This is a genomic window from Ruegeria sp. D7, from assembly GCF_056534355.1.
The window spans coordinates 190,710-214,969 of the sequence record NZ_JBQFPG010000001.1 but is presented as its reverse complement, the minus strand read 5'-3'; the positions used below and the strand labels follow the sequence as shown (position 1 = coordinate 214,969).

At 55.9% G+C, this 24,260-nt stretch carries 25 protein-coding genes and 1 other RNA gene; 14 read left to right on the top strand and 12 right to left on the bottom strand.

The window, feature by feature from the left end; translation table 11 throughout:
- Position 1 precedes the first annotated feature (1 nt).
- From ACRZ9U_RS01055 to ACRZ9U_RS01045, 3 genes are read right to left on the bottom strand one after another with little or no spacing between them, the layout of a single operon-like run.
- The gene (locus ACRZ9U_RS01055) at positions 2-508 is read right to left on the bottom strand and encodes a DinB family protein (protein ID WP_170393141.1); all 507 of its coding nucleotides are present in this window, start codon (positions 506-508) and stop codon (positions 2-4) included.
- Positions 508-1,212: a DUF1326 domain-containing protein gene (locus tag ACRZ9U_RS01050; RefSeq protein WP_170393142.1), complete on the bottom strand. Its 705-nt coding sequence runs from the start codon at positions 1,210-1,212 to the stop codon at positions 508-510. The genes ACRZ9U_RS01055 and ACRZ9U_RS01050 overlap by 1 nt, the downstream gene beginning before the upstream one ends.
- Positions 1,213-1,216: 4 nt before the next feature.
- Positions 1,217-2,008: a DUF2182 domain-containing protein gene (locus ACRZ9U_RS01045; RefSeq protein ID WP_170405611.1), complete on the bottom strand. Its 792-nt coding sequence runs from the start codon at positions 2,006-2,008 to the stop codon at positions 1,217-1,219.
- Between the two features lie 89 nt (positions 2,009-2,097).
- Between ACRZ9U_RS01045 and ACRZ9U_RS01040 the strand changes: the two genes are divergently transcribed.
- The 9 genes from ACRZ9U_RS01040 to ACRZ9U_RS01000 all read left to right on the top strand — a co-directional run bounded on the left by ACRZ9U_RS01040 (position 2,098) and on the right by ACRZ9U_RS01000 (position 9,085).
- Positions 2,098-2,829, top strand: a complete 732-nt coding sequence (locus ACRZ9U_RS01040) for a FadR/GntR family transcriptional regulator (RefSeq protein WP_170405607.1) — start codon at positions 2,098-2,100, stop codon at positions 2,827-2,829.
- Between the two features lie 116 nt (positions 2,830-2,945).
- Complete coding sequence (locus ACRZ9U_RS01035; RefSeq protein ID WP_170393145.1) at positions 2,946-4,346, top strand: selenium-binding protein SBP56-related protein; 1,401 nt, start codon at positions 2,946-2,948, stop codon at positions 4,344-4,346.
- Positions 4,347-4,359: 13 nt separating this feature from the next.
- Positions 4,360-5,010: a hypothetical protein gene (locus ACRZ9U_RS01030; protein ID WP_170405605.1), complete on the top strand. Its 651-nt coding sequence runs from the start codon at positions 4,360-4,362 to the stop codon at positions 5,008-5,010.
- A gap of 62 nt (positions 5,011-5,072) precedes the next feature.
- On the top strand, positions 5,073-5,435 hold the full coding sequence (locus ACRZ9U_RS01025) for a DUF4345 family protein (protein ID WP_170405603.1): 363 nt from the start codon (positions 5,073-5,075) through the stop codon (positions 5,433-5,435).
- Positions 5,436-5,471: 36 nt separating this feature from the next.
- Positions 5,472-5,818, top strand: a transfer-messenger RNA (tmRNA) gene (gene ssrA / locus ACRZ9U_RS01020).
- Positions 5,819-5,917: 99 nt separating this feature from the next.
- Entirely contained in the window at positions 5,918-6,349 is a 432-nt protein-coding gene (locus ACRZ9U_RS01015) for an ester cyclase (protein ID WP_170393148.1), read from the top strand.
- A gap of 129 nt (positions 6,350-6,478) precedes the next feature.
- Positions 6,479-7,294, top strand: a complete 816-nt coding sequence (locus ACRZ9U_RS01010; protein ID WP_170405601.1) for a sulfurtransferase/chromate resistance protein — start codon at positions 6,479-6,481, stop codon at positions 7,292-7,294.
- Positions 7,291-8,541: a chromate efflux transporter gene (gene chrA / locus ACRZ9U_RS01005; RefSeq protein ID WP_170405600.1), complete on the top strand. Its 1,251-nt coding sequence runs from the start codon at positions 7,291-7,293 to the stop codon at positions 8,539-8,541. Before ACRZ9U_RS01010 ends, chrA begins: the two co-directional genes overlap by 4 nt.
- A 76-nt stretch (positions 8,542-8,617) precedes the next feature.
- Entirely contained in the window at positions 8,618-9,085 is a 468-nt protein-coding gene (locus ACRZ9U_RS01000) for a ClpXP protease specificity-enhancing factor SspB (protein WP_170405597.1), read from the top strand.
- Between the two features lie 27 nt (positions 9,086-9,112).
- Here ACRZ9U_RS01000 and ACRZ9U_RS00995 read toward each other — a convergent pair whose 3' ends face one another.
- Positions 9,113-9,676: a hypothetical protein gene (locus tag ACRZ9U_RS00995; protein WP_170405595.1), complete on the bottom strand. Its 564-nt coding sequence runs from the start codon at positions 9,674-9,676 to the stop codon at positions 9,113-9,115.
- Between the two features lie 207 nt (positions 9,677-9,883).
- Between ACRZ9U_RS00995 and fumC the strand changes: the two genes are divergently transcribed.
- The 4 genes from fumC to ACRZ9U_RS00975 are packed head-to-tail and all read left to right on the top strand — an operon-like array spanning position 9,884 to position 12,334.
- On the top strand, positions 9,884-11,278 hold the full coding sequence (gene fumC, locus ACRZ9U_RS00990; protein WP_170405593.1) for a class II fumarate hydratase: 1,395 nt from the start codon (positions 9,884-9,886) through the stop codon (positions 11,276-11,278).
- A complete protein-coding gene (locus tag ACRZ9U_RS00985; protein ID WP_170393154.1) occupies positions 11,278-11,454 on the top strand; it encodes a DUF4169 family protein in 177 nt (58 codons plus the stop codon). Before fumC ends, ACRZ9U_RS00985 begins: the two co-directional genes overlap by 1 nt.
- Positions 11,451-11,672, top strand: a complete 222-nt coding sequence (locus ACRZ9U_RS00980) for a ribbon-helix-helix domain-containing protein (protein ID WP_170405591.1) — start codon at positions 11,451-11,453, stop codon at positions 11,670-11,672. The genes ACRZ9U_RS00985 and ACRZ9U_RS00980 overlap by 4 nt, the downstream gene beginning before the upstream one ends.
- 59 nt (positions 11,673-11,731) lie before the next feature.
- A complete protein-coding gene (locus tag ACRZ9U_RS00975) occupies positions 11,732-12,334 on the top strand; it encodes a DNA-3-methyladenine glycosylase I (RefSeq protein WP_170405589.1) in 603 nt (200 codons plus the stop codon).
- 12 nt (positions 12,335-12,346) lie between these two features.
- Here ACRZ9U_RS00975 and ACRZ9U_RS00970 read toward each other — a convergent pair whose 3' ends face one another.
- The 4 genes from ACRZ9U_RS00970 to ACRZ9U_RS00955 form a co-directional block, all read right to left on the bottom strand.
- A complete protein-coding gene (locus ACRZ9U_RS00970) occupies positions 12,347-13,228 on the bottom strand; it encodes a fructose bisphosphate aldolase (protein ID WP_170405587.1) in 882 nt (293 codons plus the stop codon).
- Between the two features lie 72 nt (positions 13,229-13,300).
- On the bottom strand, positions 13,301-14,650 hold the full coding sequence (locus ACRZ9U_RS00965) for a cytochrome P450 (protein WP_170405585.1): 1,350 nt from the start codon (positions 14,648-14,650) through the stop codon (positions 13,301-13,303).
- Positions 14,647-15,861 (bottom strand): hypothetical protein, encoded by a 1,215-nt coding sequence (locus tag ACRZ9U_RS00960; RefSeq protein WP_170405583.1) that lies wholly within the window; start codon positions 15,859-15,861, stop codon positions 14,647-14,649. The genes ACRZ9U_RS00965 and ACRZ9U_RS00960 overlap by 4 nt, the downstream gene beginning before the upstream one ends.
- An 87-nt stretch (positions 15,862-15,948) precedes the next feature.
- The gene (locus tag ACRZ9U_RS00955; RefSeq protein WP_170393160.1) at positions 15,949-16,701 is read right to left on the bottom strand and encodes a cytochrome c biogenesis CcdA family protein; all 753 of its coding nucleotides are present in this window, start codon (positions 16,699-16,701) and stop codon (positions 15,949-15,951) included.
- A 105-nt stretch (positions 16,702-16,806) separates the two neighbouring features.
- On the opposite strand from ACRZ9U_RS00955, the gene ACRZ9U_RS00950 reads away from it, so the two are divergent.
- Complete coding sequence (locus ACRZ9U_RS00950; RefSeq protein ID WP_170393161.1) at positions 16,807-17,040, top strand: sulfurtransferase TusA family protein; 234 nt, start codon at positions 16,807-16,809, stop codon at positions 17,038-17,040.
- 56 nt (positions 17,041-17,096) lie between these two features.
- Here the strand turns inward: ACRZ9U_RS00950 and ACRZ9U_RS00945 are convergent, their stop codons facing one another.
- The 4 genes from ACRZ9U_RS00945 to purQ form a co-directional block, all read right to left on the bottom strand.
- Positions 17,097-19,916, bottom strand: coding sequence for an Rne/Rng family ribonuclease (locus ACRZ9U_RS00945; protein WP_170405581.1), 2,820 nt, complete (start codon positions 19,914-19,916; stop codon positions 17,097-17,099).
- 507 nt (positions 19,917-20,423) lie between these two features.
- Positions 20,424-21,758 carry a sigma-54-dependent transcriptional regulator gene (locus ACRZ9U_RS00940; protein ID WP_170393162.1) on the bottom strand — a complete coding sequence of 445 codons (1,335 nt, stop codon included), beginning with the start codon at positions 21,756-21,758 and terminating at the stop codon, positions 20,424-20,426.
- Between the two features lie 11 nt (positions 21,759-21,769).
- Positions 21,770-23,548 carry a sensor histidine kinase gene (locus tag ACRZ9U_RS00935; RefSeq protein ID WP_480438519.1) on the bottom strand — a complete coding sequence of 593 codons (1,779 nt, stop codon included), beginning with the start codon at positions 23,546-23,548 and terminating at the stop codon, positions 21,770-21,772.
- 36 nt (positions 23,549-23,584) lie between these two features.
- On the bottom strand, positions 23,585-24,253 hold the full coding sequence (gene purQ / locus ACRZ9U_RS00930) for a phosphoribosylformylglycinamidine synthase subunit PurQ (protein ID WP_170393163.1): 669 nt from the start codon (positions 24,251-24,253) through the stop codon (positions 23,585-23,587).
- Positions 24,254-24,260: the final 7 nt, after the last annotated feature.

The window sequence follows — 24,260 nt, the reverse complement described above, 5'->3', positions numbered from 1 at the left end:
GTCAGAAATCCTCTGGCAGAAAGACAAGATCGCTGACAGGTGCCTGCGAACCAGCCTCGGTTAGCATTTGGTGCAATTGTCCGCGATGATGTGTCTGATGATTGAACATATGAATGACGCATTGCCCGTAAGGCTTTGTTACGTCGTTCTCTTTTGCAGCCGAGTACCACGTGAACGAACCGCTCAGGACATCATCCCCCAACGTATTGGCCCATCTGGCAATACGGGCGTCAATCGTATCGCGCAGCGGCAGCCAGTCGGCCATGCCAGTGCAGATCGAGACACTCTCAGGAATGCCACCACCTGGCCCCGGTCCCTTGTCAAACCGGGAAATCCAGATCCAATCCCCCCAAAGCAGATGATTGGCAGTTCCCATGATCGACCCGAAAAAAGCGCCGCGATCCCGTGCCAATTCTTCGTCTGAAAGAGCTTTGAGAAAGCTCTTTAACTGGTTGTTTTGCCAGTGGTTATATCGCGCCATTTCACGGGCATAGGCACCGGTTATCATTACTTAGGCCCGTGCCAGTCAATCGGGCAGATCTCGGCTGACTTGCCGCCGAAGTCCCATACGCGACCATAGTCGCGCACCTTGGATTTCGTACCTTTTGCTACAATGATGTCCGGCCCCATCCAGTATTTCGAATTTGAAACCATCACTGGGTGCTCTGGGTCTTTGCCCGCAAGCATTTCGATCTCACCCTGAATCTTGCGCCCTATCATGATCCGGCGTTTGGTGCCGTCCCTTTCGATCTGAACCGGTGCACGTTCAGCCCCTATGATCTCGCTGACCAACATAGTGAACAGCCCGGTTGTGCCACCTGCCTGACCGCTGAATATCTGCAACAGTCCATTATAAGCCTTGCCGCTGGCACGTTCATCCACATAAGCCGCGACTTTCCACTGGCCTTCGCCCATGCGTCCGGGGATATCAACCAGCAGACCTACATTCAGACCGGACAAATCTTCGCCTTCGTAATGGCCTTCGTCGATCGCGATACCCATCCACGCGTGGCAATGCCCTTCGGTCGGAGGGTGTGCACCCAGCGAAACCACGCATGGGCAGAATACGTCACATGAACAGTTCAGGATCAGTTCACCCTTAACCGCCCAATCGGTCGGGCTCATCTCACGCCGCTTGGGATTTGGCATCCGGCTGTCAATTCTTTGACTGACCGGCAGCTTGTCTGCATCCGGTTTTCTGTTTTTAGCCATCGACTTATCCTCCGTAAACAATGTGATGAGCGAGCAGGGCAAAACCACCCGCAATCAAGACGAATCCCATAGGACGGGTCACGGCGTGCCCGATCTGGGGAAGCTTTTCCAATACCATGAACAGGGTCGCCAGCCCCATCCAGAGCAGGCTCATGACGCCGCCGACAAAGCCCAACGCCATGAAGCCCCAGCAGCAACCGACACAGAACGCACCCAGTCCGACGCCCATGCGTACACCGCCGCCGAATCCGGTTTTCCAGTGGCCCAGAAAATACGTCATCGGTGCATGGCAAACACCGTGGCAGACTTCTTTCACCCGAGAAAACTGAAAGGCACCCACGGCGATCAACAGGCCGGCGGCCAGATATGGCGATTTAGCGATTCCCAACATATCAACCGCGCCGCCAAACAGCAGCGCCAATTGCAGGCCAGTGATCAGCGCAGCGAAGCCCACCCAAACTATGAAGTATCCGGATAGAACCCCCAGCCACCCTACCCGCGTACCGTTCGCGCTGCGGATCAGATCATCATAACTGCGCAACGTGGGCACCAAAGTCGGCAGCATCATGGCCGCCATCATGATCGCCCACATCCAGAAAAGTGGGCCGAACTCGGCCATGGGCATATACATGTCCATACGCGGATCCATGGCCGCCATCGCCTGACCCATCGGTCCGGGTCGACCGATCCAGTCCACGTCCATATCGCGGCTCATCGAGACCATCATCCACCACGACCAAAGGATCGTGATGTAGAAGCCCAACCAAAGCGCGCTGCGGAAAATTGAGCGACTCACTTGCTCCTCCCGACTCAACTCTCTTGCTTTTCAAATGTCAGACTTTTAAATGTCAGACAAATAAAAATTACGCATCGCCGAAAACAACCATGAAAATCGACCCTCAGAGTACTGCAGATCTGTCCGCTCAAATTGCTCAGGCAATCCGCGACGCCATTATTTCGGGTCGGCTAATCGTAGATGAGCGTCTGCCCTCAGAATCTGAGTTGGCCGATCAGTTCAAAGTATCGCGGCCTACGGTTCGCGAAGCACTGAAACGCCTGGCAGCGCAGTCCCTTATCCGCACGCAACGCGGGGCATCGGGTGGTGCGTTTGTGAACCGACTGAGTTTTGAGGATGCCTATTCCCAACAAGTCACAACCTCGACACTGCTGCTGTCGATGAACGCTGTCAGTTTCGACACCGCATGCGAAGCGCGTTATGCGCTCGAACGTGCATGCGCTGCTTTGTCGTCACAACGCCGCACCGCAGATCAACTCGCCACCATGCGGGCCGAGATATTTCGTCAGGCGCAACCAGGTCTCACAGATGAGGCTTTCTGCGCGTCCGACGTCGCCTTTCATCGCGCGCTTGTGGATGGCGCGGGCAACCCCGTTCTGTCCTACCAATTGGCCGGTGCGGTCGAGGCTATGCAACCTCTGATGAACATGATTACGTTCACGGCCCGATCCCGCGAAGAGATCATCGCCCTCCACAGTGACATCACAGACGCACTAGAAGCGCGTGATGCCGGCTCGGTCGATGCAGCATTGATCAAACTTGAGGCCTACACACGGCAACTGGCGCAGGACGTGGCCGAAAGACGACGCAAACCCGCCTGACCACAGGCAAAAAGGAACGAAGGACGGCGAGGTGCCCGAGCAGGCAGCATGACATCCGGCGTTAAGACCGGAACTTCCAACATGAATTGAAGATCAATGACTTACGGGAGGACGTTATGAACCAAAGACCGGACCCAACCTTTTACCCATCAGCCAAACTGGCGATGGAGGGCCCCACTGAGACGCTTGCATTCACTTTGATGCTAAGCCCTGATTTTTCCCAACCAGACGGTTTGGCCGTCGTGAACGTGGATCCGACTTCGGATGATTACGGAAAAATTGTCCATCAAGTGATCATGCCAGAGAAAGGCGATGAGTTTCACCATTTCGGGTGGAACGCTTGTTCCTCTGCGCTGTCACCGCTTAGTGGTCATGCGTTTCTGGAACGCCGCTACCTCATTGTTCCTGGTATACGATCCAGCCGGATCTACATTATCGACGTAAAGAACCCGCTTGAGGCCAAGATACACAAGATCATCGAACCCGAAGAAGTCTTTGCAAAAACTGGATATTCCCGCCCGCACACAATCCATTGCGGACCGGAGGGGATCTACGTGAGCACGCTTGGAGGCGGTGGCGAAGACGGCACGGACGGCCCTCCGGGCATTTTCATCATGGATTGCGAGAGCTTCGAGATCATCGGGCGCTACGAGATCGAGCGAGGTATCCAAGACAAACACTACGATTTCTGGTGGAACCTGCCACGTGACTATATGGTCAGTTCGGAATGGGGGCTGCCTCCGCAATTCGAAAATGGCATCGTGGCCGAGGATCTGCTTTCGAACAAATACGGGCACAGCATCCATTTCTGGAACCTACGCAGCCGGACCAATATTCAGACCATTGATCTGGGTGAAAATCACCAGATGGCCCTGGAAATCCGGCCCGCTCACGATCCGGTCAAACAATATGGGTTCTGTGGTGTGGTGGTTGACACGACCAACCTGCAGGGCGCGATCTTTACTTGGTGGCGTAATGATGATGGCACGTTCGAGGCCAAGAAGACCATCACGATCGATCCGCAGCCCGCTGATCCTGATGACTTGCCTGAATTGCTGAAAGGCTTCTCTGCCGTTCCGCCACTGGTCACGGATATCGATCTCAGCTTAGACGATAAATACCTTTATGTGGCCTGTTGGGGCACGGGTGAGATGCATCAATACGATGTCTCTGATCCGATGAACCCGACCCTTGCGGGCAAAGTCGAGATCGGGGGGATCGTCAAGAAAACAAAACATCCCAACGGGCAAGACTTTGGTTACGGGCCGCAGATGGTTGAAATCAGCCGCGACGGAAAGCGGGTATATTGGACCAATTCGCTTTATTCCACTTGGGATGATCAGTTCTATCCCGGTGAACGCGGGGCTGCGATGGTCAAGGCGGATGTTGGCGAAAACGGAGGCCTGACATTGGATCCGAAGTTCTGGGTCGACTTCCCCGACGGATATCGGGCCCACCAAATCCGGCTTGAGGGTGGAGACTGTTCAACCGATAGTTTCTGCTACCCATCGGTCTGAGTTGGAGACTCTGATGACATCAACGGCTGGTCTCTGGCTGGCCGTTGTGCTTAGCGGCGCTTATCATGGCCTGAATCCCGGAATGGGCTGGCCGCTTGCGGTATCTTCGGCGCTGATGGAACAACGGCCATCAGCTTTGTGGCGCGCATTGACCGCCCTGGCTGGTGGTCATTTCGTCGCCATGCTGGCGGTCCTACTGCCATTTGCTATGATGGCAGTTCTGGTTGAATATCAACGCGAAATTCGTATCGGCGCTGCGCTGATTGTGATCACAATGGGTGTTTACATCGCCATAACACGCCGGCATCCCCGGATGTTGTCGCGCGTACCGCCAAGCAAATTGGCACTTTGGTCGTTCCTCGTTGCGCTGGCACACGGCGCGGCGTTGATGTTGGTTCCGATTTATCTTGGATTGTGTGGATCAGACGAGCTGGAAACGGGCCAGATCGCAGTCTCTCAGATCATGGCGAGCAATGGCCTGCTCGTACTGACGGTCGCTGCACTTCACACAGCCGCCATGATCCTTGGCGGAGGCATTCTGGCCTTCGCCGTCTATCGCTGGCTGGGCCTTCAATTTCTGTCACGCAGCTGGTTCAATCTGGAACTTGTCTGGGCTCTCAGCCTGATCGCGGTCGGAGTTATAGGCTTGTGGTCAGCGATTTAGATGCTTTTCTTTACATAGTGCTGCGCTAGACTCTGCGGGCAGAGCAGAAAGGGAAAAAGTCCATGATCACAACCCTTAACGTGATTGCCGCCTTGCTGACCGTCGGCTTTGGTTTGTTCGGATTTCTGGCCCCGGCCTACACAGCCAACGCGCTGGACCTAGCCCCCACCAAAAGCACCATGGGACTTAGTGAGATGCGAGCCTCGGTTGGCGGGTTGTTCGTGGTGACAGGTGCCGTGGTTCTCTGGCTCAACACACCGATGGCATATGCCATGCTGGGCGTTGTTTATGCAGGGGCGGCGTTGGGCCGGTTTGTGTCTTTGGCGCTGGATAATCCCCCGTTCGTCAAGGCGCTGACTTTTGGTGGAATCGAGCTTGTTCTGGCCCTTTGGCTTATTCTCGCCAACTTGAACAGAGCTGCTTAACTTATTGAATTTGATACAAGTCAACCTTAGCATTCCGGGTTTGCATCCGACCACGTCCTAACCTATATATGAGGGGTCCTTCGGGACTATGGACATAAACGCGCTCGTAATAAGCGGATCGGACCCGGGGGCGGTACCCGGCGGCTCCACCAACATCCTTCGTTTGAGGATCATGGGGCCGAAATAGGATCGACGAACGTCTAAAGGGGTTAGCTTTGTCTCGGCTGTCTGCCACCGTTACCGGCGAAACTAGTACAATTGCAAACGACAATCGTGCTCCGGTTGCAGTTGCTGCGTAAGCAGTAGCAAGACCGAAACTTAAGCCCTTGCGCCTAGCCGCGTAAGGCGGGGTTCGCAGGTACCTGGCAACAGAAACCTGCATTTTACCGATTATGTCTGCTCCATGCCCATAACTCACCTGGGATTCAGGGTTTATTCATTTCTCTGATCCATCTTCCTGAACAAGCGACAGGAGGGCTGAGATGACGAATTCTGACAGGCTTAGGGCGTGGTATTCAGAGGTCTGGGAACAAGGCAATACCGATGCAATCGATCAGTTTTTTGCCCCGGATACGATGGCCGAAGGGTTGATACCCGAAATGCAGGTTGGCGCGGACGACTTTCGCGATCTGGTCATGGCGTTTCGTCATGTTCTGGGCGAGATCACAGTCGAACTGCCGAAGATCATCGAAAATGGTGATTGGGTCTCTGGTATTCTGCATGTCCGCACCTTCCGGGCCGATAACGGTGCCCCGCTTGAAGTTACCGGACAAGTCATGGCGCGCTTCAAAGGGGACAAGATGGTCGAGGCCTATAATCAGTTTGATTTCATTACACTTTTTGAACAACTGGGGCAGTTCCCACAGGATACCCTTCCGGTTTGCATGACCGGGCAAAGGTTGGACTGGGCCTGATAAACTTGACCGCAAGCTTGACCCATCCCGCATTTGCGCGCTAGCAGAGGATCAAGGGGTAAGCTTGCGAACACCCCGTGAGGCGGCAGCCCAAGTTCGCATGTATCCAAAGCAATAAGGAAACATGCAATGGCTGCCCCCAATGCAATTACACCCCGACAACTCTTGCGCCTGATCGGTACGCCTCAGGCTCCTATCCTGTTTGATGTGCGCACAGATGGGGATTTCGACGATGATCCCTCCCTCATACCCGGCGCATTCCGAATGCCATATCAAAATGTTGATGGCATAAGAAATCATACCGGCGATCATTCTTGCGTTGTAATTTGCCAGAAAGGCAAAAAGCTGAGTCAGGGCGTTGTTTCATGGCTGCAGGCTAAGGGGGTGGTGGCAGAATTTCTGGAAGGTGGAATGTTCGCCTGGCGCGCTATGCCGGGCGCAATGGTCGTGCCTGTGCCTGCCCTTCCTGCAGTTGCAAAAGGCAACACGGTCTGGGTGACGCGGCACCGCCCCAAGATTGATCGCATCGCGTGCCCCTGGCTGATCCGCAGGTTTGTCGACAGGCGCGCTCGGTTCCTGTTTGTAGCACCGGATGAAATTCAGGGGGTTGCCGAGCACTTCGGTGCCACACCCTTTGATGTTGAAGGAACTGATTGGAGCCATCGCGGCGACAATTGCACCTTTGATACGATGCTGGATGACTTCAAGCTTCGATCTGAGCCTCTGGACCGCATGGCGACGATCATACGTGCCGCCGATACAAACAGGCACGATCTGGCGCCTGAGGCCGCCGGGGTGCTGGCCCTTTCGGTCGGCTTGTCGCGCCAGTATCGGGATGACCAACAACAATTGCAGGCTGGAATGCACATCTATGATGCACTCTATCGCTGGGCGCGCGATGGCTCTAGCGAGACGCATGATTGGCCCGCGGGTCACGGCAGATGACCCCTTCATATCAAGAGTTGATCAGGGTGTTTGGGCGCATCGGGCTTTTGTCATTTGGCGGCCCCGCCGCCCAAATCTCACTCATGCATCAGGAACTGGTCGAAAAGCGCCCCTGGTTGGACGAACAGACCTATCTACGCGCGCTTTCGCTGTGCATGCTGTTGCCGGGTCCCGAAGCCATGCAGCTTGCCACTTATGCTGGCTGGCGGCTGCGCGGCGTAGCCGGAGGGTTGATCGCGGGCAGCTTGTTTGTGCTGCCGGGGGCTCTGGTGATCGCGCTGTTGGTTTTGCTCTATGCGGCCTATGGCACATTGCCTTTGGTTCAGGCCGGGTTTCTGGGCATCAAGGCCACCGTGATCATCATCGTCCTTCAGGCGCTACGGAACCTATCGAAAAAAGCGCTGACAGATGTTGAGCATCGGATGATCGCGGGCCTCGCCTTTTTAGGGATTTTTGTCTTCAACCTGCCCTTCCCGCTGATCATCCTGTGCGCCGCCGTTTGGGGGTTCGCCACTTCGAAGGACCATGCACCAGCCGCCGTTCAAACCAGCCCAACGCTTGCCAATCCCGTTCGCACTGCGGTTTTCTGGCTTGTTCTTTGGCTGGGGCCGTTGTTCGTGCTGTCTCTGACGGGTCAGGAACTGCTCAGCGATCTGGGTTGGTTCTTTGCCCGGCTCGCGGTTGTTACCTTTGGCGGGGCCTATGCGGTGCTGGCCTATATGACCCAGACTGTGGTCGAGACCTACCAATGGATCAGCACGGACCAGATGATCGACGCGCTGGGGCTGGCCGAAACGACGCCCGGGCCGCTGATTCTGGTGACTCAGTTTGTGGCCATGCTTAGCGGTCAGATTGCCGGAGGCGCCTCGCTGGCGTTTGCGGCGGGCATTGTCGCTTTATGGGCGACGTTTGTACCGTGTTTTCTGTGGATTTTTCTTGTAGCCCCGCATCTGGATAGAATCGCCGAGCGTCCGCGTCTTGAGGCCGCGATGCACGGAATCACAGCTGCGGTCGTCGGAGTGATTCTCAACCTCTCCGTGTGGTTCGGGCTAAACGTCTTGTTCACCTCAATTCCGGGGTGGCATTGGGGACCAGTTTCTCTCCCCCTACCCGATCTTTCGTCGCTTGAATTCAGCGCACTTGTGCTGACCGTTCTGGCTGGCCTGTTGATTTTCCGTATGAAATCCGGTTTAGCAACCACACTTGGTATCATGGTTCTGGCCGGACTAGGCATGCAGATTTTGTAATCAATACAGCCCAGCACAGCCTTTCGTTTCCGTCCGAATGAACTATGCTGGGATTAACCACTTTCGAGGATCAACCATGTCGCAAGACATCGACTACGGGAATCTGATGCACACGGCCATGCGAGGCCTGATCAAGACCGTCCTGACCGACGTGTCCGAAACCGGCCTGCCCGGTTCGCATCATTTCTTTATCACTTTTGATACACGGCATGAGGGCGTTGAGTTGGCCGATTGGCTGCGTGAGCGCTATCCAGGCGAGATGACGATTGTCATGCAGCACTGGTTCGAAAACCTCGAAGTCGGTGACGATGGCTTTTCGATTACGCTGAATTTCGGGGATGCGCCGGAACCCCTTTACATCCCCTATCTGGCGATCAAGACCTTCGTGGATCCTTCGGTTGAGTTTGGCTTGCGCTTTGAAAGCCCAGAAGACGAGGACGAAGAGATCCATGTGACGGAAGAAGCCCCGATTGAGCTTGAGGCCGAAGAGACGGAACCTCAGCATGATGCGGATGTGGTCTCGCTGGACAGCTTCCGGAAATGACCCAGAAAACCCCGCTTGATGCGGGGTTTATTCTTTTCGAAGGAATGTCTCGACCGAGCGCGACTTAATCCCATCGCGAAACCGGGAAAATGACAGGTCGAGCCCACCATCAGCTAGTGTCCGGTCAAATTGCTGAAGCTCATAGCCACCGTTTTCGGCTATGAACAACGAAAACACCGTCAGAGTATCTCCTTCGATCCGCCCCCAAACAAAGGGTTCCCCTTTCATCGGGTCAAGCGGCACCTCATGGCCAAACACATTACGCTTCATGGCCGCAGAATAAACATCGGGCCGATCCGAGCTTTGAAAATCAACCGAGTATTTCTCATCCTTGATGCGACCGTCGGCTTTGTAAGTCGTGGTGGTCCAACTCACGTTGAAGCCCCCTTTAATTTCCTGTATCGAAACGCTCATATCCCGAGGGGTCGCCGTACCATCCGCATCAACAACGTCGGCCGAACCGGTATAGTCGCCCACGAACGGCTCGATTCCCGTCGCCTGAGCGTGTTGCACAAATACTGCCAGCCAAAAACTCGCGGCAAACAATAACGCAAGCGTATACAAAGGGCTTTTGAGAAGTGACACGCGCATGGTTGCCTCCGTCAGGGTTATTGTCCCATCTTAACTTTAGCCCGCCGACGTACAATGGCACTGTTTTCGCTAACAGAAATTATTTGTAGCTGTGCCGCGTCTATACCTTTGCGCGGCCCAAGTTTAAGGTGCGCTCAACTGGCCGATTGCGCCACAGCCTTGCTGCGGGTAAACGGCATACGACTGCATACCAGACCGGAGCGACCGATGTCTCAAACCCGCACTGAATCCGACAGCTTTGGCCCGCTTGAGGTGCCTGCCGATAAGTACTGGGGCGCGCAAACGCAGCGTTCGATCATGAACTTCCCCATCGGCTGGGAAAAGCAGCCCGTCGCCATCGTGCGCGCGCTGGGTGTGATCAAAAAGGCCTGTGCAATTGAAAACAAGGCCATCGGCAAGCTGGACGCCAAGATCGCCGACGCGATCATACAAGCGGCCGGTGAAGTGTTCGAAGGCAAGTTTGACGACAACTTTCCTCTGGTCGTATGGCAAACCGGCTCGGGCACGCAATCCAACATGAACTCGAACGAGGTCATTGCGAACCGCGCGATTGAGATTATGGGTGGCGAGATTGGCTCGAAAGATCCCGTTCACCCGAATGATCACTGCAATATGGGTCAATCCTCGAACGATACTTTCCCCACCGCGATGCACATCGCCACAGCGATGAGTGTGCGCGATGTGTTGATGCCCGGGCTTGAGAAGTTCGCCTCGGCGCTGGAAGCCAAGGCAAAAGAGTTTGCCGGTATCATCAAGATCGGCCGCACCCATACGCAGGATGCCACGCCGTTGACGTTGGAACAGGAATTCGGCGGGTATGCGCATCAAATTCGTCAGGGCATTGCGCGTGTAGAAGCTGCAATGCCCGGTATCTATGAACTGGCTCAAGGCGGTACTGCTGTGGGTACCGGTTTGAACACGCATGGCGGCTGGGATGAGGCTGTCGCCAAGAATATGGCCGATATCACCAGCCTGCCCTTTGTGACCGCGCCGAACAAATTCGAAGCTCTGGCTGCACATGATGCCATGGTCTTCCTGTCGGGCGCGTTGGCCACGATCGCCGGTTCCTGCTACAAGATTGCCAACGATATCCGTCTGTTGGGTTCGGGGCCCCGCTCAGGATTGGGTGAGCTTATCCTGCCCGAAAACGAGCCCGGTTCCTCCATCATGCCCGGAAAGGTGAACCCGACACAGGCCGAGGCGCTGACTCAGGTGGCCGCACATGTGATGGGCAACGACGCAGCAATGAAGTTTGCAGGCTCGCAGGGCCATTTCCAGTTGAACGTCTACAACCCGATGATGTCCTATAACCTGCTGCAGTCGATCCAGCTGCTCGGCGATGCAGCCGACAGCTTTACCGAGCGGATGCTGTTGGGCATCAAAGCCAACGAGCCACGCATCGACAAGCTGATGAAGGAATCCCTGATGCTGGTGACTGCTCTGGCACCGACAATCGGGTATGACAACGCCACGACCGTCGCCAAAACAGCACACAAGAACGGCACAACACTTAAGGAAGAAGCGATTGCGTTGGGCTTTGTGGATGAGGCGACGTTTGATGCGGTTGTGCGGCCCGAGCATATGATTGGACCCAAGGACTGATGGGTAAACCGGTTAACCTGAACCGGTTTCGAAAAGAAAAAGCGCGGGCTGAAAAAAAGGCCCGCGCGGATGCAAACGCTGCGAAACACGGGCAATCCAAAGCCGACAGGACCGTTGTAAAGCTGCAGCAAGACCGGCAGCGCCGGGACCTTGACGGTCACAAGGTCGACGAATGAGTGGACGTCCTGTCAAACGCTCCCTGACCTTGCAAGGTCATCGAACATCCGTTTCGCTTGAGGATGAGTTCTGGCAAGCCTTCCGTGACATCGCGCGGAAAAAAGATATCCCAATCAATGTCCTGGCGGCAAATATTGATGCAGAGCGCGACCCGGAAACCGGACTGGCTTCGGCCATTCGTGTCTTCATTCTGAATTGGTATCGTCAAACCGATTGAGTACTTGATTTCAAACAATCGCGTCGCTTATTCTCGCGGAGAACAAAAAGGGTACATTCATGAACGATTTGGCAACGGGCCCAGATGGAAAACCTCGGTGTTCGTGGTGCAACGCCGCCCCCGAATTCTTTGACTATCATGATAACGAATGGGGATATCCGGTTTCCGATGACAGACGATTGTTTGAGAAACTTTGCCTCGAGAGCTTTCAGTCGGGCCTGAGTTGGCGCACCATTCTGTCAAAACGCGAGAATTTCAGGGCAGCGTTTAGAAACTTTGATTTCAACAAGATAGCAGAATTTTCTGATGCAGATATCAATCGACTTCTGAACGACAAAGGCATCGTGCGACACCGCGGCAAGATTGAAGCCGTTATCAACAATGCCTGCCGCGTGCAGGACCTAATCGCATCCGAAGGATCATTGGCCGCTTATGTCTGGAGGTACGAGCCTACGGCGCCACCCGCCCCGCAAAGCGCTTCCACATCGGCAGAATCCATTGCGATGTCGAAAGATCTGAAAAAACGTGGTTGGAAATTCGTAGGCCCCACCACGATCTTTGCCTTTATGCAGGCCATGGGGTTGATCAATGATCACGCCAACGGATGTGTCATGCGCGAAAAAGCGGCGCAGATGCGCCGCGATTTCATCAAGCCCGAATAGATTACCCCACGATCAGATCGAGGCGCGGAAGATATTGTCGATATTCCCGCCGAGCGCTGCGTTGAATTCTGCGTCAGATTGCTGTTTGGACAGCCCTTCGGTCAGTGCGCGCGAAAACGAGGCGATCATCTTGCTGTTTTGGCCAAGCAGGTCGCAGGCCTGCTCGGTCGAGTATCCGCCGGACAGCGCCACAACACGCAGGACGCGCGGGTGATCCGCCACCTCATCATAAAGGTTGGCCTGGCTGGGGATGGTCAGCTTCAGCATCACTTCCTGACCCTCGACCAATTGATCCAGATTCTTCAGAATTTCTGATTTCAGAATGTCCTCAGCCTCGGCCTTGGTTTCCGAGTGGATGTTTACCTCAGGCTCGACAATTGGGACCATTCCCGCATCAGTGACCACGCGTGCGACCTGGAACTGCTGCGCGACAACGTCGGCAATGCCCTGAGCATTGGCTTCGTGGATAACTGAACGTTCCTTGGTGCCAAAAACCCCATCCGCCTTGGACAGCGTTTCAGCCAGCCCCGGAATTGGCTTCATCATCTGAACACCGTTGGCCTGATCCTCAAGTCCTTTGTCGATTTTCAGAAACGGCACGATGCCTTTTTCGGACCACAGATAATCCGCGACCTTCTTGCCGTCGATTTCTTCGCCCAAGGTCCGTTCGAACAGGATCGCGCCAATCACTTTATCCTTGGTGAAATCGTCAGCCAGTATGATCCGCGCGCGCATCTTCTGAATCTCGCCGAACATCTCTTCGTCTGATCCGTAATCCGATGCTTCAACGCCATACAAAGCCAGCGCTTTGGGGGTTGAACCGCCGCTTTGGTCCAGTGCTGCGATAAATCCTGCGCCTTCGGACATCTGCGCGCGCTGTTCTGCTTTCGACATAACTCAATCCCGTTCAATATGATTCCGCATTTTCAATCCGCATACAGCATGCCGAAGAGCGATGGTAGTTTGTTAGCGCTCAACCAAGCGCAACCAAATTCCGTCTTTCGATCTGACGGTCAAATGCGCGACCGGTACCGGCGTTTCGCCGTGAATTGTTTCGAATCGATAACGGCGCAACAGCATTGACAAGATCAAAGGCCCTTCGACCATCGCAAACCCCGCACCCGTGCAGACACGGGGGCCAGCCGAAAACGGAATATAGGCCTCGCGCTGGCATTTCTTTCCGTTCTCCGTCGTCCATCGTGTGGGATCGAAATCGTCCGGCCTGTCCCAAAGCCGCTCATGTCGATGCAAATGCCAGGGGCTCACAACGATCTGAGAGCCCTGCGGAACATCCCGATCACGGAAGCGTTTTGGGCATGTCGCCTCGCGCACCATCATCGGAACTGGTGGATACAGACGTAGAGCTTCGCGAAATACATCGCGGCTGAGTTTCAATTGGGACATGGTGGAAAAATCAGGCGTGTCCAGGGCCTGCGCTTCTTCAGCCAGTTTATCCTGCCAGTCCGGATACAGTGCCATCAAATAGAGCGTCCAGGCCAGTGCCGATGCGCTGGTCTCGTGCCCCGCCAAAAAGAAGATGGCGACCTGATCAACCATTTCCTGCGCATCGAACCGGTCTCCGGTTTCCGGGTCTGTTGTCGTCATGATCTTGGTGGCCAGATCATCGGGGGCTGACCCGTTTGCTATCGCCTTGGCGCGTTCATCCGTCAATCGGCTGATCAGATCCCGGATCTCGCGGGCCGTTTGGCGGGTTTTGCGAGAATGAAAACGGGGCATCCAGCTTGGAACGGGCAAGAAGGCGGCCAGGTTCAGCAAGGGCTGTTCGCGCTGATAGATTCTGAATTTATCGAAGACCTGCGCGGCAACCTCATGTTCGATAGGAACCGAAAACAGAGTGCGGAAAATCACATCCGCCGCGACATGGCTTGTGATTTCTTCACATTCCACCTTCTGCCCAACCCTGCCAGAAAGCCGATCCGCACAAGCCTGCGCCGCATTTAACATTGCGGGAAACGTATCTTTCAAACGTCCGCCTTCAAAGGCGGGATCAATGATCCTGCGCTGCCGTTTCCAGACTTCGCCATTGGTCAGGAACACGGACCGGCCCAATAAGGGGCGTAAGCCTTCGCTGATGCGATTTGATTTTGGAAACGCATCCGGGCGCTCTTTCAGAACTGCGCGGATCAGATCGGGTTGGTTGACTAAATACGAGCGAAAGAACGGCGTTCGGAATTCAGCCATCCACGCTCGATATAGACGCTGGGGCTGAGCAGACAGCAAGTCTTGCCGAAACAGACGTAGATACCGCCACAGCGAGACCTTATCTGGTCGTGCTTCGGGCTTTGGGGGCGTCATGCTTCCACCGCGATGTATTTCGAAACAGCCCGCTCAATGCGCGATCGTGATGGGGCGCGCCTTTCAAACCGCTGTTTCAATGTTTCAGGACCTGCGGTGATGCGGAAATAGTCATAAAGTCCAGGTTGATCGAACGCACAAAGATATTGAAAGTGCAGGCGAAAAAAGCGCCAACGCAATTGCTGCCATCGCGCGTGGGACAGTGTTTGGGTGAAGGCCGCAGAAAGAACCAGCGGCCCGCATTTTTTGGGGCCAGCGACGCCGCTGACCGCGACCGGATCGCACAACGCAAACGCGCAGCCATCCCCTGGTGCAGAGACATCGATCCAAGTCATATCCGCGCGTTCGGACAGATATTTAAGATCAGCGCGAAGCGTGTGTGCCTGCGGAAGAAACGAAACCATTGGCACCACCTGCCCCAAGGTCAGAAAGGATAAGACTGGCTTATCCTGTATACCGCCCCGTCGTCGTAAAACATCTGCCAACACTGACACACCAAGATGGGCGCCAGAGCTGTGACCTACGACCAGCACCTCATCCGTGTCTGTGTCCAGCGTCTCGGTGATCAGGTCAGAAAACTCCCGCAGCCTCGATTGCAGATCTTGCGAATACGCGCCGTATAGCTTCGCCGAGTGGGCATAGTCATGCATAAGGTAATAAGCGAACAGTCGATTATCGATCTTTCGGAACCATTGCATCAGAGCATAGATTACCCCGGCAGCAGGTACCAAAGACCACCACTCAACGAGTGGTTTCAATACAGAGACTAAACCCCAAGCAATCAACAACGATGCAAATAGCTGCAGCAGCAGCATTGCCACCGGGTATAGCGCCGCAATTACGGGCCCCTTGCGCAGCTGCATCAGCCGCCAAAGCGTACCGGTCGAGATATATATCCAGGCGGTTCTCGCCAGTTGCAGATAGGTTGCCGGTATCGATTGAGCCATGCTGTCACGCACGATATCCGACCAGACCAGAACCTGAACATCTGCATCAACAGGACTGCCGTCCTGCTGAGAAGTCACCTGCCAGCCGTAGGGACCTTCGCCCGTCCTAGCGCTAATATCGATCTGGTATCCCGATATCTCAGCCTGGGCGCCCCCCTCTTTGCGGTAGAGCTCTCGATATCGGCGCGGATGAATCGGGTCGTAGCCGGGAATGTAAAACACCCGGCGTTTGCGCACCTGCGGATTGGATTGCTGACTGCTCATTACCCGGCCCTCTGCGCCAAAGATTAGCGCAGCGTTGACGCCAAGGTAAGACCTGGCGTCTATCCATCCGCGTTTAAAGCCAGAGGGTTAACCGAGGTTTGCCAAAGCCGGAAATGTTTCCAGCAGCCACCAGCTGAATTCGGTGAACAAACCGGTGACAAGCATGATGCCAACAAAAAGCAGCAGCCCGCCCATCACCTTCTCGATTGTGCCCATATGCGGTTTGATGCGGTTCATAACCGCCATCGAGCGGTTCAGGAACATCGCAGCCAGCAAGAATGGAATGCCCAGGCCTGCCGCATATACGCCAAGCAATACGGTGCCACGCGTGACTGATGCTTCGGAGGCGGCCAGCGACAAGATTGCACCTAATTGTGGGCCGATACACGGCGTCCAACCGAAGGCGAAGGCCAGTCCCAGAATATATGCCCCGAACACAGATCCGCTGGAGTCACCCGTATCAACGCGTGCCTCACGATCCAACAAAGGAATACGGAACACGTTCAGAAAGTGCAGGCCAAAGACAATGACGACAGCGCCCGAGAGTTTGGCGAAAAGCACCTGATTCTGAAGAACAAACGCCCCAAAGACCGAGGCTGTAAAGCCTAGCAGCAGGAACACGGTCGACAAACCCAGAACAAAAAACAGTGCCGCCAGGGTCGCCTTGCGCCGCGCGCGCGCTTCATCCTGCATCTCGTTGATAGTCACACCGCTCATATACGCGAGGTACGGTGGCACAATCGGCAGCACGCAGGGAGACAGAAAACTTATCAACCCGCCCAGCATGGCGATAAACATGGCAGGCAGAAGGCCCGCGTCTATGATCTCAATTCCGAACATGACTCAGCACATATGGTATCGCGCGGGTTTCGTCACGAGGCCATTCGGTCACATCCTCGTGGTTGCGCGCTGGACAGTATCGCTCGTTAGAAATATCTCAGCCCCATGACCAATGAGATTGAAACACTGGATGCGTTGGGATTGTTGTGCCCCTTGCCTGTTTTGAAGGCTCGGAAGCGCCTGAAATCCTTGCCTGCGGGGGGTATGCTGCGCGTGCTGGCCGATGATCCTGCCGCGATTATCGACGTACCGCATTTCTGTACCGAATCTGGCCATACACTTGTCTCGCAAGATACAGTGGATGGTCATCAGATATATGTGATCCAAAAATCGGCCTGAGGATTCTTTGGAACGCACCCTAATGAAAAAGGCGGGCCAGTTGGCCCGCCTTTTTCTTACTGTCCCAATGACCACCACCCTCGGCGCTTTGGCTTGGCCGGCGCGGGCTCGGGTTCGTCCGCCACTGCCTCCAAGACCGGCTCTGGGGTGGCTGCTTCAATGACTTCGGGTTCTGCTGCCACGGTCGATTCTTCGGCTTCTTCGGCAACCGGTTCAGGCGCTTCAGCAGGTTCCTCTGGCACTTCTTCATCGACTTCAGAAGCCGACGTTGCTTCGGCGATCTCAAGTTCTGATGGTGCATCAGCACTATCGGGCTCAGCGGCTGGTTCGATGCTTTCAGACTCATCGGCTGGCTCTTGCTGTTCAGCCTCGGCGGCCTCAGCATTGACCGGCTCTTTCTGCGAATCGGAGTTCGCATTATCCGCTTCGGTCTGCGTCTCGCTTGCTTCGACTGTGGCCTCAGTATCCTTTTTGCGTCGACGCGGTGCCCGGCGCTTTTTCGGTTTGGCCGCTTTCTCAGCATCTTCCTCAGCCTCGGTCTGCTTGGTATCGACGCTCTCAGCTTCGTTGCTCGAGTCGGTTACACTGTCTGCGTCAGACTCGTCTGCATTGCCATCCGGCGCGTCACCATTGCCCGAACTCTTCTTGCGCCGGCGCCGACGCCGTTTACGCTTGGGCTTAGTCTCTTCCTCGGTCTGAACCGCAGTTTCTTCTTCGTTTTCGTCCTCATCCGTGGCGTCGACCATATCCATCAGCGACGCATCAACCGATACCACCGGCGCAGTTGCTTCAGGAACAACGCGGCTCGCGGTCTTGAACTTCTCCATCGAGAAGTCGGGGCTGACCAAATGAACGTCCCCTTCGATCCGAACCGACAAACCATACCGCGCTTCGATCTGCGCGATGTGTTCGCGTTTCTGGTTCATCAGGAAGTTGGCGATGCTAACCGGGCAACGCACCAATACCTCACGCGAACGGCGGCGAGTGCCTTCCTCTTCAATCTGGCGAAGGATTGACAGTGCCATATTGTCGTCCGACCGGATCAGGCCGGTACCATGGCAAGACGGGCATGGCTGGGTCGTCGCCTCAAGCATTCCAGGACGCAGACGCTGACGGCTCATTTCGAGCAGTCCAAAGCCCGAAATCCGGCCCACCTGAATACGGGCACGATCCGTTTTCAGCTTGTCTTTCAATCGTTTCTCAACGGCCGAGTTATTTTTGCGCTCGTCCATATCGATGAAATCGATCACGATCAGACCGGCCAGATCGCGCAGACGCAATTGGCGCGCCACTTCTTCGGCGGCCTCCAGATTGGTCTTCAACGCGGTTTCCTCGATCGAACCTTCTTTGGTCGCCCGACCCGAGTTCACATCGATCGCCACCAGCGCTTCGGTCACCCCGATCACGATATAGCCACCGGATTTCAGCTGAACCGTCGGGTTGAACATCCCGGCCAGATAGCTTTCCACCTGATATCGCGCGAATAGCGGCAGCGCGTCTTCGTATCGCTTCACGTTCTTGGCGTGCGACGGCATGATCATCTTCATGAAGTCTTTGGCGATGCGATACCCGCCCTCGCCTTCAACCAGAACCTCATCGATGTCGCGATTATACAAGTCGCGGATCGAGCGTTTGATTAGGTCGCCTTCTTCATAAATTTTCGCAGGCGCAATGGATTGCAACGTCAGCTCGCGGATCTGCTCCCACAGTCGTTGCAGGTATTCATAGTCGCGCTTGATCTCTGATTTTGTCCGTTTGGCTCCGGCCGTGCGCACGATCAGACCCGCGCCCGTGGGCACGTCGATTTCAGCGGCAATGTCTTTCAGTTTCTTCCGGTCAGCGGCATTGGTGATCTTGCGGCTAATTCCGCCGCCCCGTGCGGTATTGGGCATCAGTACGCAGTACCGACCCGCCAAAGACAGATACGTGGTAAGTGCCGCACCCTTGTTGCCGCGCTCTTCCTTGACCACCTGCACCAGCAGGACCTGACGCACCTTGATAACTTCCTGAATCTTGTAGCGGCGCGGGCGTGGCTTGCGCGGAGGACGGATATCCTCGCTATCGTCTTCGTCTGCGACCGACTCGATGGTATCGTCTTTCGAAGCCGCGTCAGCGCTTTTGCTTTCTGTCTCGCCATCCGCCTCGGGCTCATCGCCAGAAGCTTCCGCCTCTTCTTCGTCAGACTTGGCTTCGACCTCATCCGAAGGTTCTTCTTGGTCGGTATCAGTTGCTTCGACAGGCGCGTCTTCCGCTACCTCAGCAGTCTCTTCTGGCGCTTCCGCCTGCTGATCTACATCTTCGGACTTGGCTTCTTCGGTCGGAGCTTCTTCAGCGACAGGCTCGGCGGCATCCTCAGGCTCTTCCACCGGCGTCTCGGCAACGATTTCCATCGGAGACGTCCCTTCGGGCACCTCCGTCTCTTCACCGTCATCCAGATCGATGGTTTCCATTCCGGTCGGCTCTGAGGAAACCTCCAGCGTCTCAACCGGATCGTCCGTCTTGACGTCAGCGGCCTTCGAGCGCGAACGCGACCGGCGCTTCTTGGGCTTTGTTTCCTCGGCCTCATCCCGCGCCTTCATCGCCTCGGCATAGGCGCGCTCTTCCTCCATCAGCGCCTCGCGGTCAGCGACGGGGATCTGGTAATAGTCGGGATGGATTTCGGAGAAGGCCAGAAACCCGTGCCGGTTCCCGCCGTAGTCCACAAATGCCGCCTGTAGCGACGGCTCAACCCGTGTTACTTTTGCAAGATAGATGTTGCCAGCAAGCTGGCGTTTGTTTTCGGATTCAAAGTCAAATTCCTCAACCTTGTTTCCGTCGACCACCACAACGCGGGTTTCCTCCGCGTGGGTGGCATCGATAAGCATTTTCTTAGCCATGTGTCCTTGGTGCACCGCGCCAAACGCGTTGTCCTGACCCGTCCAGGCGGACAGGCGCTTTTGGGGAGGTGTCTTGTACGGGCGATATCGGACGGCGCGCGGCAGGGTCTGGCGCTTTGGCCCCCTGCCCGTATACTCAATCGTTGCGCGCGCGTCATCGCGGTTCTTCTCCGACAGGCGCGTCTATATGCGGCCCGCCCATTTATTCCTTTCACCCGCATAGACGGGTTCAGGCGTTCATCTGCCCCATTGGGGCATAATCGGTCTGCCGCGCCGCGCGGGATCTATCCTCACCATCAGCTCAGCAGCGAAACTCAAAACACGGGGCTTGCAGGCACAAAATACCCGGCCCGTTCGATCACAATAAAAGCAGTCCTGTGGAAAAGACAATGGGCAAACTGCATCGCGACCCAAGAACGCGCCGAAGAGTCCCTTCATCTGTTCAGAAATATCCAGGGGTTGAATTGAACCGCAAGCTCAAGAGGGGGCTGGCCCCCTCCTCCGCTTTCACAGGTAATCCGAACGCTGCAACCCGTACTTCGCCATCTTTTCGTTCAGTGTCCGGCGTGGCAGGCAGAGTTCTTCCATCACCGAGGCGATCGATCCCTTGTGACGGCGCATCGTATTGTCGATCAGCATCCGCTCGAAGGCTTCAACATATTCCTTCAGCGGCTTGCCTTCAGTTGTCATCACTGGCTGCATCTCTTCGTGATCCGACATCAGCAGCGAAGCAATTGTCCCCGACCCGCGCCGCGACTGCAGCACCGCACGCTCAGCAATGTTGATCAACTGCCTCACATTCCCGGGCCACGGGGCCTGAAGCAGCTGAGCCGCTTCCTGCGCACTGACCTGAGGCGCGTCGCAGCCATATTCCTCTGCGAACTGTTCGCTCAGACGGGTGAACAGCGTCAGGATGTCCTCACCCCGCTGTCGCAGCGGAGGCATGGTGATGCGCAGCGCCGCCAACCGATAGAACAGATCGGGACGCAATACATCTTCTGAGGTTTTGCCCGCTTCCTGCAGGTTCGAAATCGCTACGATCCGCGTTTCCGCAGGGGTGCCCTGCTCATTCATAACGCTCAGCAGACGGGCCTGCAGCGTGTCGCTCAGCGCTTCGACATCCTCAAGAACCAGCGTACCGCCGCGGGCCTCTTCGATGGCGGGCAACTGCGTGTCTTCGGGGAGCATCGGGCCAAACAGGCGTTTCGACAGCGCTTCTTCCTCAAGTGCTGCGCAAGAAACCAGGACGAATTTCTTACCCGCCCGGCTACCAACCGCGTGCAATGCATGCGCCACCAAAGTCTTTCCGGTTCCGGTTTCCCCATCGATCAGGACATGACCATCCGCCTGCCCTAGATCCAGAATATCTTCACGCAACCGCTCCATGACGGGGCTGGCACCGATCAGCTTGTTCATAATCTGCGTACCGCCAGACAGCTCACGCCGCAGGGCCCGATTGTCCAGCGTCAGGCGTCGTGCATTGCTGGCGCGTTTGGCCAGTTCGGACATGCGATCGGGGTTAAACGGCTTTTCAAGGAAATCGAACGCCCCGACACGCATCGCCTCTACGGCCATTGGCACGTCGCCATGTCCCGTGATCATGATCACCGGAAGCGTGCTATCGGCCCCCATCAGCTTTTTCAGCAGTTGAATGCCATCCATTCCAGGCATCTTGATGTCAGAGATCACGATCCCGGGATATTCTGGCCCCAAGACCTTGAGCGCATCCTCGGCGCTTGAAAAGGTTTCGGTGTCGTACCCCGACAAAGCCAGCCACTGGCTGATCGACTGGCGCATGTCCTGTTCATCATCCACGATGGCGATTTTCATGGCCTGTGCCATAGTCACTTCCTCTATTCCGCGGCCTCAAGGCCGTCGCTTCCCAATATGGGCAATTGCATCTCAAACACCGCGCCACCCTGTTGGCCGTTGCGCGCGGTCAGCCGTCCGCCATGGTCGTTCACGATCCCGGACGAGATGGCAAGCCCCAGACCAACGCCGTCCCCCGGGCGTTTGGTCGTATAAAACGGCTCGAACAGGTTTTCGATATCCTCGATCCCGTGGCCATTGTCCCGCACGGTCAGTACCGCAGTTTCACCTGCAGCGAGAATGATCTCGACATCCGGCTCATCCACAGACTTGGTCGCATCCAGCGCATTGCGCAAGAGATTGACCATAACCTGCTCGATCCGCATCCGATCACCCATCACTATAACAGGTTCTTCGGGCAAAATCTGGGTTATCTTCACATGCCGCTGACGCAGCTGCGGCTCCATCATCGATAGGGACGAGGCCAGCGCTTCGCCAAGATTTACTGGCGAAAACGCATCTGCACCTTTGCGCGCATAGGATTTGAGTTGGCGCGTGATCGCCCCCATCCGCTCAATCAATCCGTCGATCCGCCCAAAGCTGGCCAACGCCTCTTCGGGCCGGTTTCGACGCAAAAGCAGACGCGCGCCGGCCAGATAAGTTTTCATCGCAGCCAGAGGTTGATTTAACTCGTGACTGACTGCCGCAGACATCTCTCCAAGTGCTGCCAGTTTTGAGCTCTGGGCAAGGGTTTGTTCGGCAACTTCCAGCGTCTTTTCAACACGTTCACGCTCAGCGATTTCCCGCTGCAGCCTTACATTCAATGCGCGAAGCTCCGCCGACTCGCGCTGGAACAAGGTCATGCGCAACGTCGCCCTGCGGCTGAGCGCATAGAAGGTCAGCGCCAGAAGAATCGCAAAGGCCATGATCTCAAGCGCCAGAACGCTGTTCACCCGCTCGCGGATCGACGAATAGGTGGTGAACGAGGTCATTTGCCAGCCCCGGAACGGAATGCGGGTCTCCATACGCATCACAGCCTCGCCCTGAAGATAGGCATCGGGGGGCAAAGCGCTCCAATCGGTTGTGGCCCGGATTGCGCGCTGAATCGCGTTCTGAGGGGGTTGGCGCAACATGGCGCCGCTTTCATCCAGACCCCTCCACTGAGGCTCGGTCGAGAGGATGATCGTACCAGTGCTGTCTGTGACCATCACCGCGTCAGAAATACCAGCCCAAGCGCGCTCAAATTTCTGCAAATCAACTTCAACTACGATCACGCCAAGGATTTCTGCATTCGCCTCGATTCGCCGCGAGTAGACAAAGCTGTAACCGCCGGATTCACGTGGAATGACCGAGAATATTGTGGCATTCGACCGGATAGCATCGATGAAGTAAGGCGAGTTCCGGTGGCTTTCCTGCAACCGGTTCCGGTCGGTTGCAGCACGTGTCAGGCCATCCCCATCCAGCAAAACCAGCGAGGCCGCCCCGATTTCTTCAACGAAAGAGATCAGGCGCTGGCTCGACAGCGTGTAATCGCTGGATTGCAGGGCCGAAATCAGGGTGGGGTCACGGGCAAGCAACTGCGGCACGATGGCGTTGCGCCGCAACTCACTCAGCAGGTTGCCGGAATACAAGGCTAACCGCAGTTCGGCGCGGTTTCTGGTCGATTCGGTGAAGCGACTTGTTAGCAGACTGTTGGTGATCCACACTGTGGCGACGGTAGCAAGCAGCAACAAAAACACGGCAAGACGCAGCCGCCAGCCCATAGGCGCGCCGCGAAACCGGTTCAGAAACCCTTTGCTGTTTGCTTGATCTTCCGCGCTCATGTACTGACGCTACGCGTCCCGACTGATGACCTCAAGTCACGCGGGCGTCAGCACCCCGGCCAATGCGCGGAAGAGCGCCGTCCCGTCAGTGCCTCCGTGGCCTGAATCCGCCGCTCGTTCTGGGTGGGGCATCATGCCTAACACGCGCCGGTTGTGCGATAAAATCCCTGCAATATCGTCGCGCGAACCATTGGGATTTTCGGCATATGTGAAGGCAATGCGATCCTGATCCTTCAACTCGGCCAAGGTCTCATCGTCTGCGAAATAATTGCCATCGTGATGCGCAATCGGGATATCGATCACATCCCCGGCATTGTATCCTTCAGTAAAGGCGCTATCGCTGGTTTCGACCTTGAGTCCGATCGTTTTGCAGATGTATTTCAGACCGGCATTGCGCAACAGCGCGCCAGGTAGAATTCCGGTTTCGGTCAGAACCTGAAAACCGTTGCAGATGCCGACGGCATAGCCACCACGCTCGGTATGCGCGGCCAGCGCTTTGCAAATGGGCGACTGGGCCGCAATCGCGCCGCAGCGCAGATAGTCACCATAAGAAAACCCACCCGGCACACCGACGATATCTATACCCTCGGGCAGCGCGGCATCCTTGTGCCAGACCATATCGACGGAAAAACCGGCCTGCTCGAAAGCAACGGCAAGATCACGATCGCAGTTGGAACCGGGGAAAACAATGACGGCTGCGCGCATGGCGGAC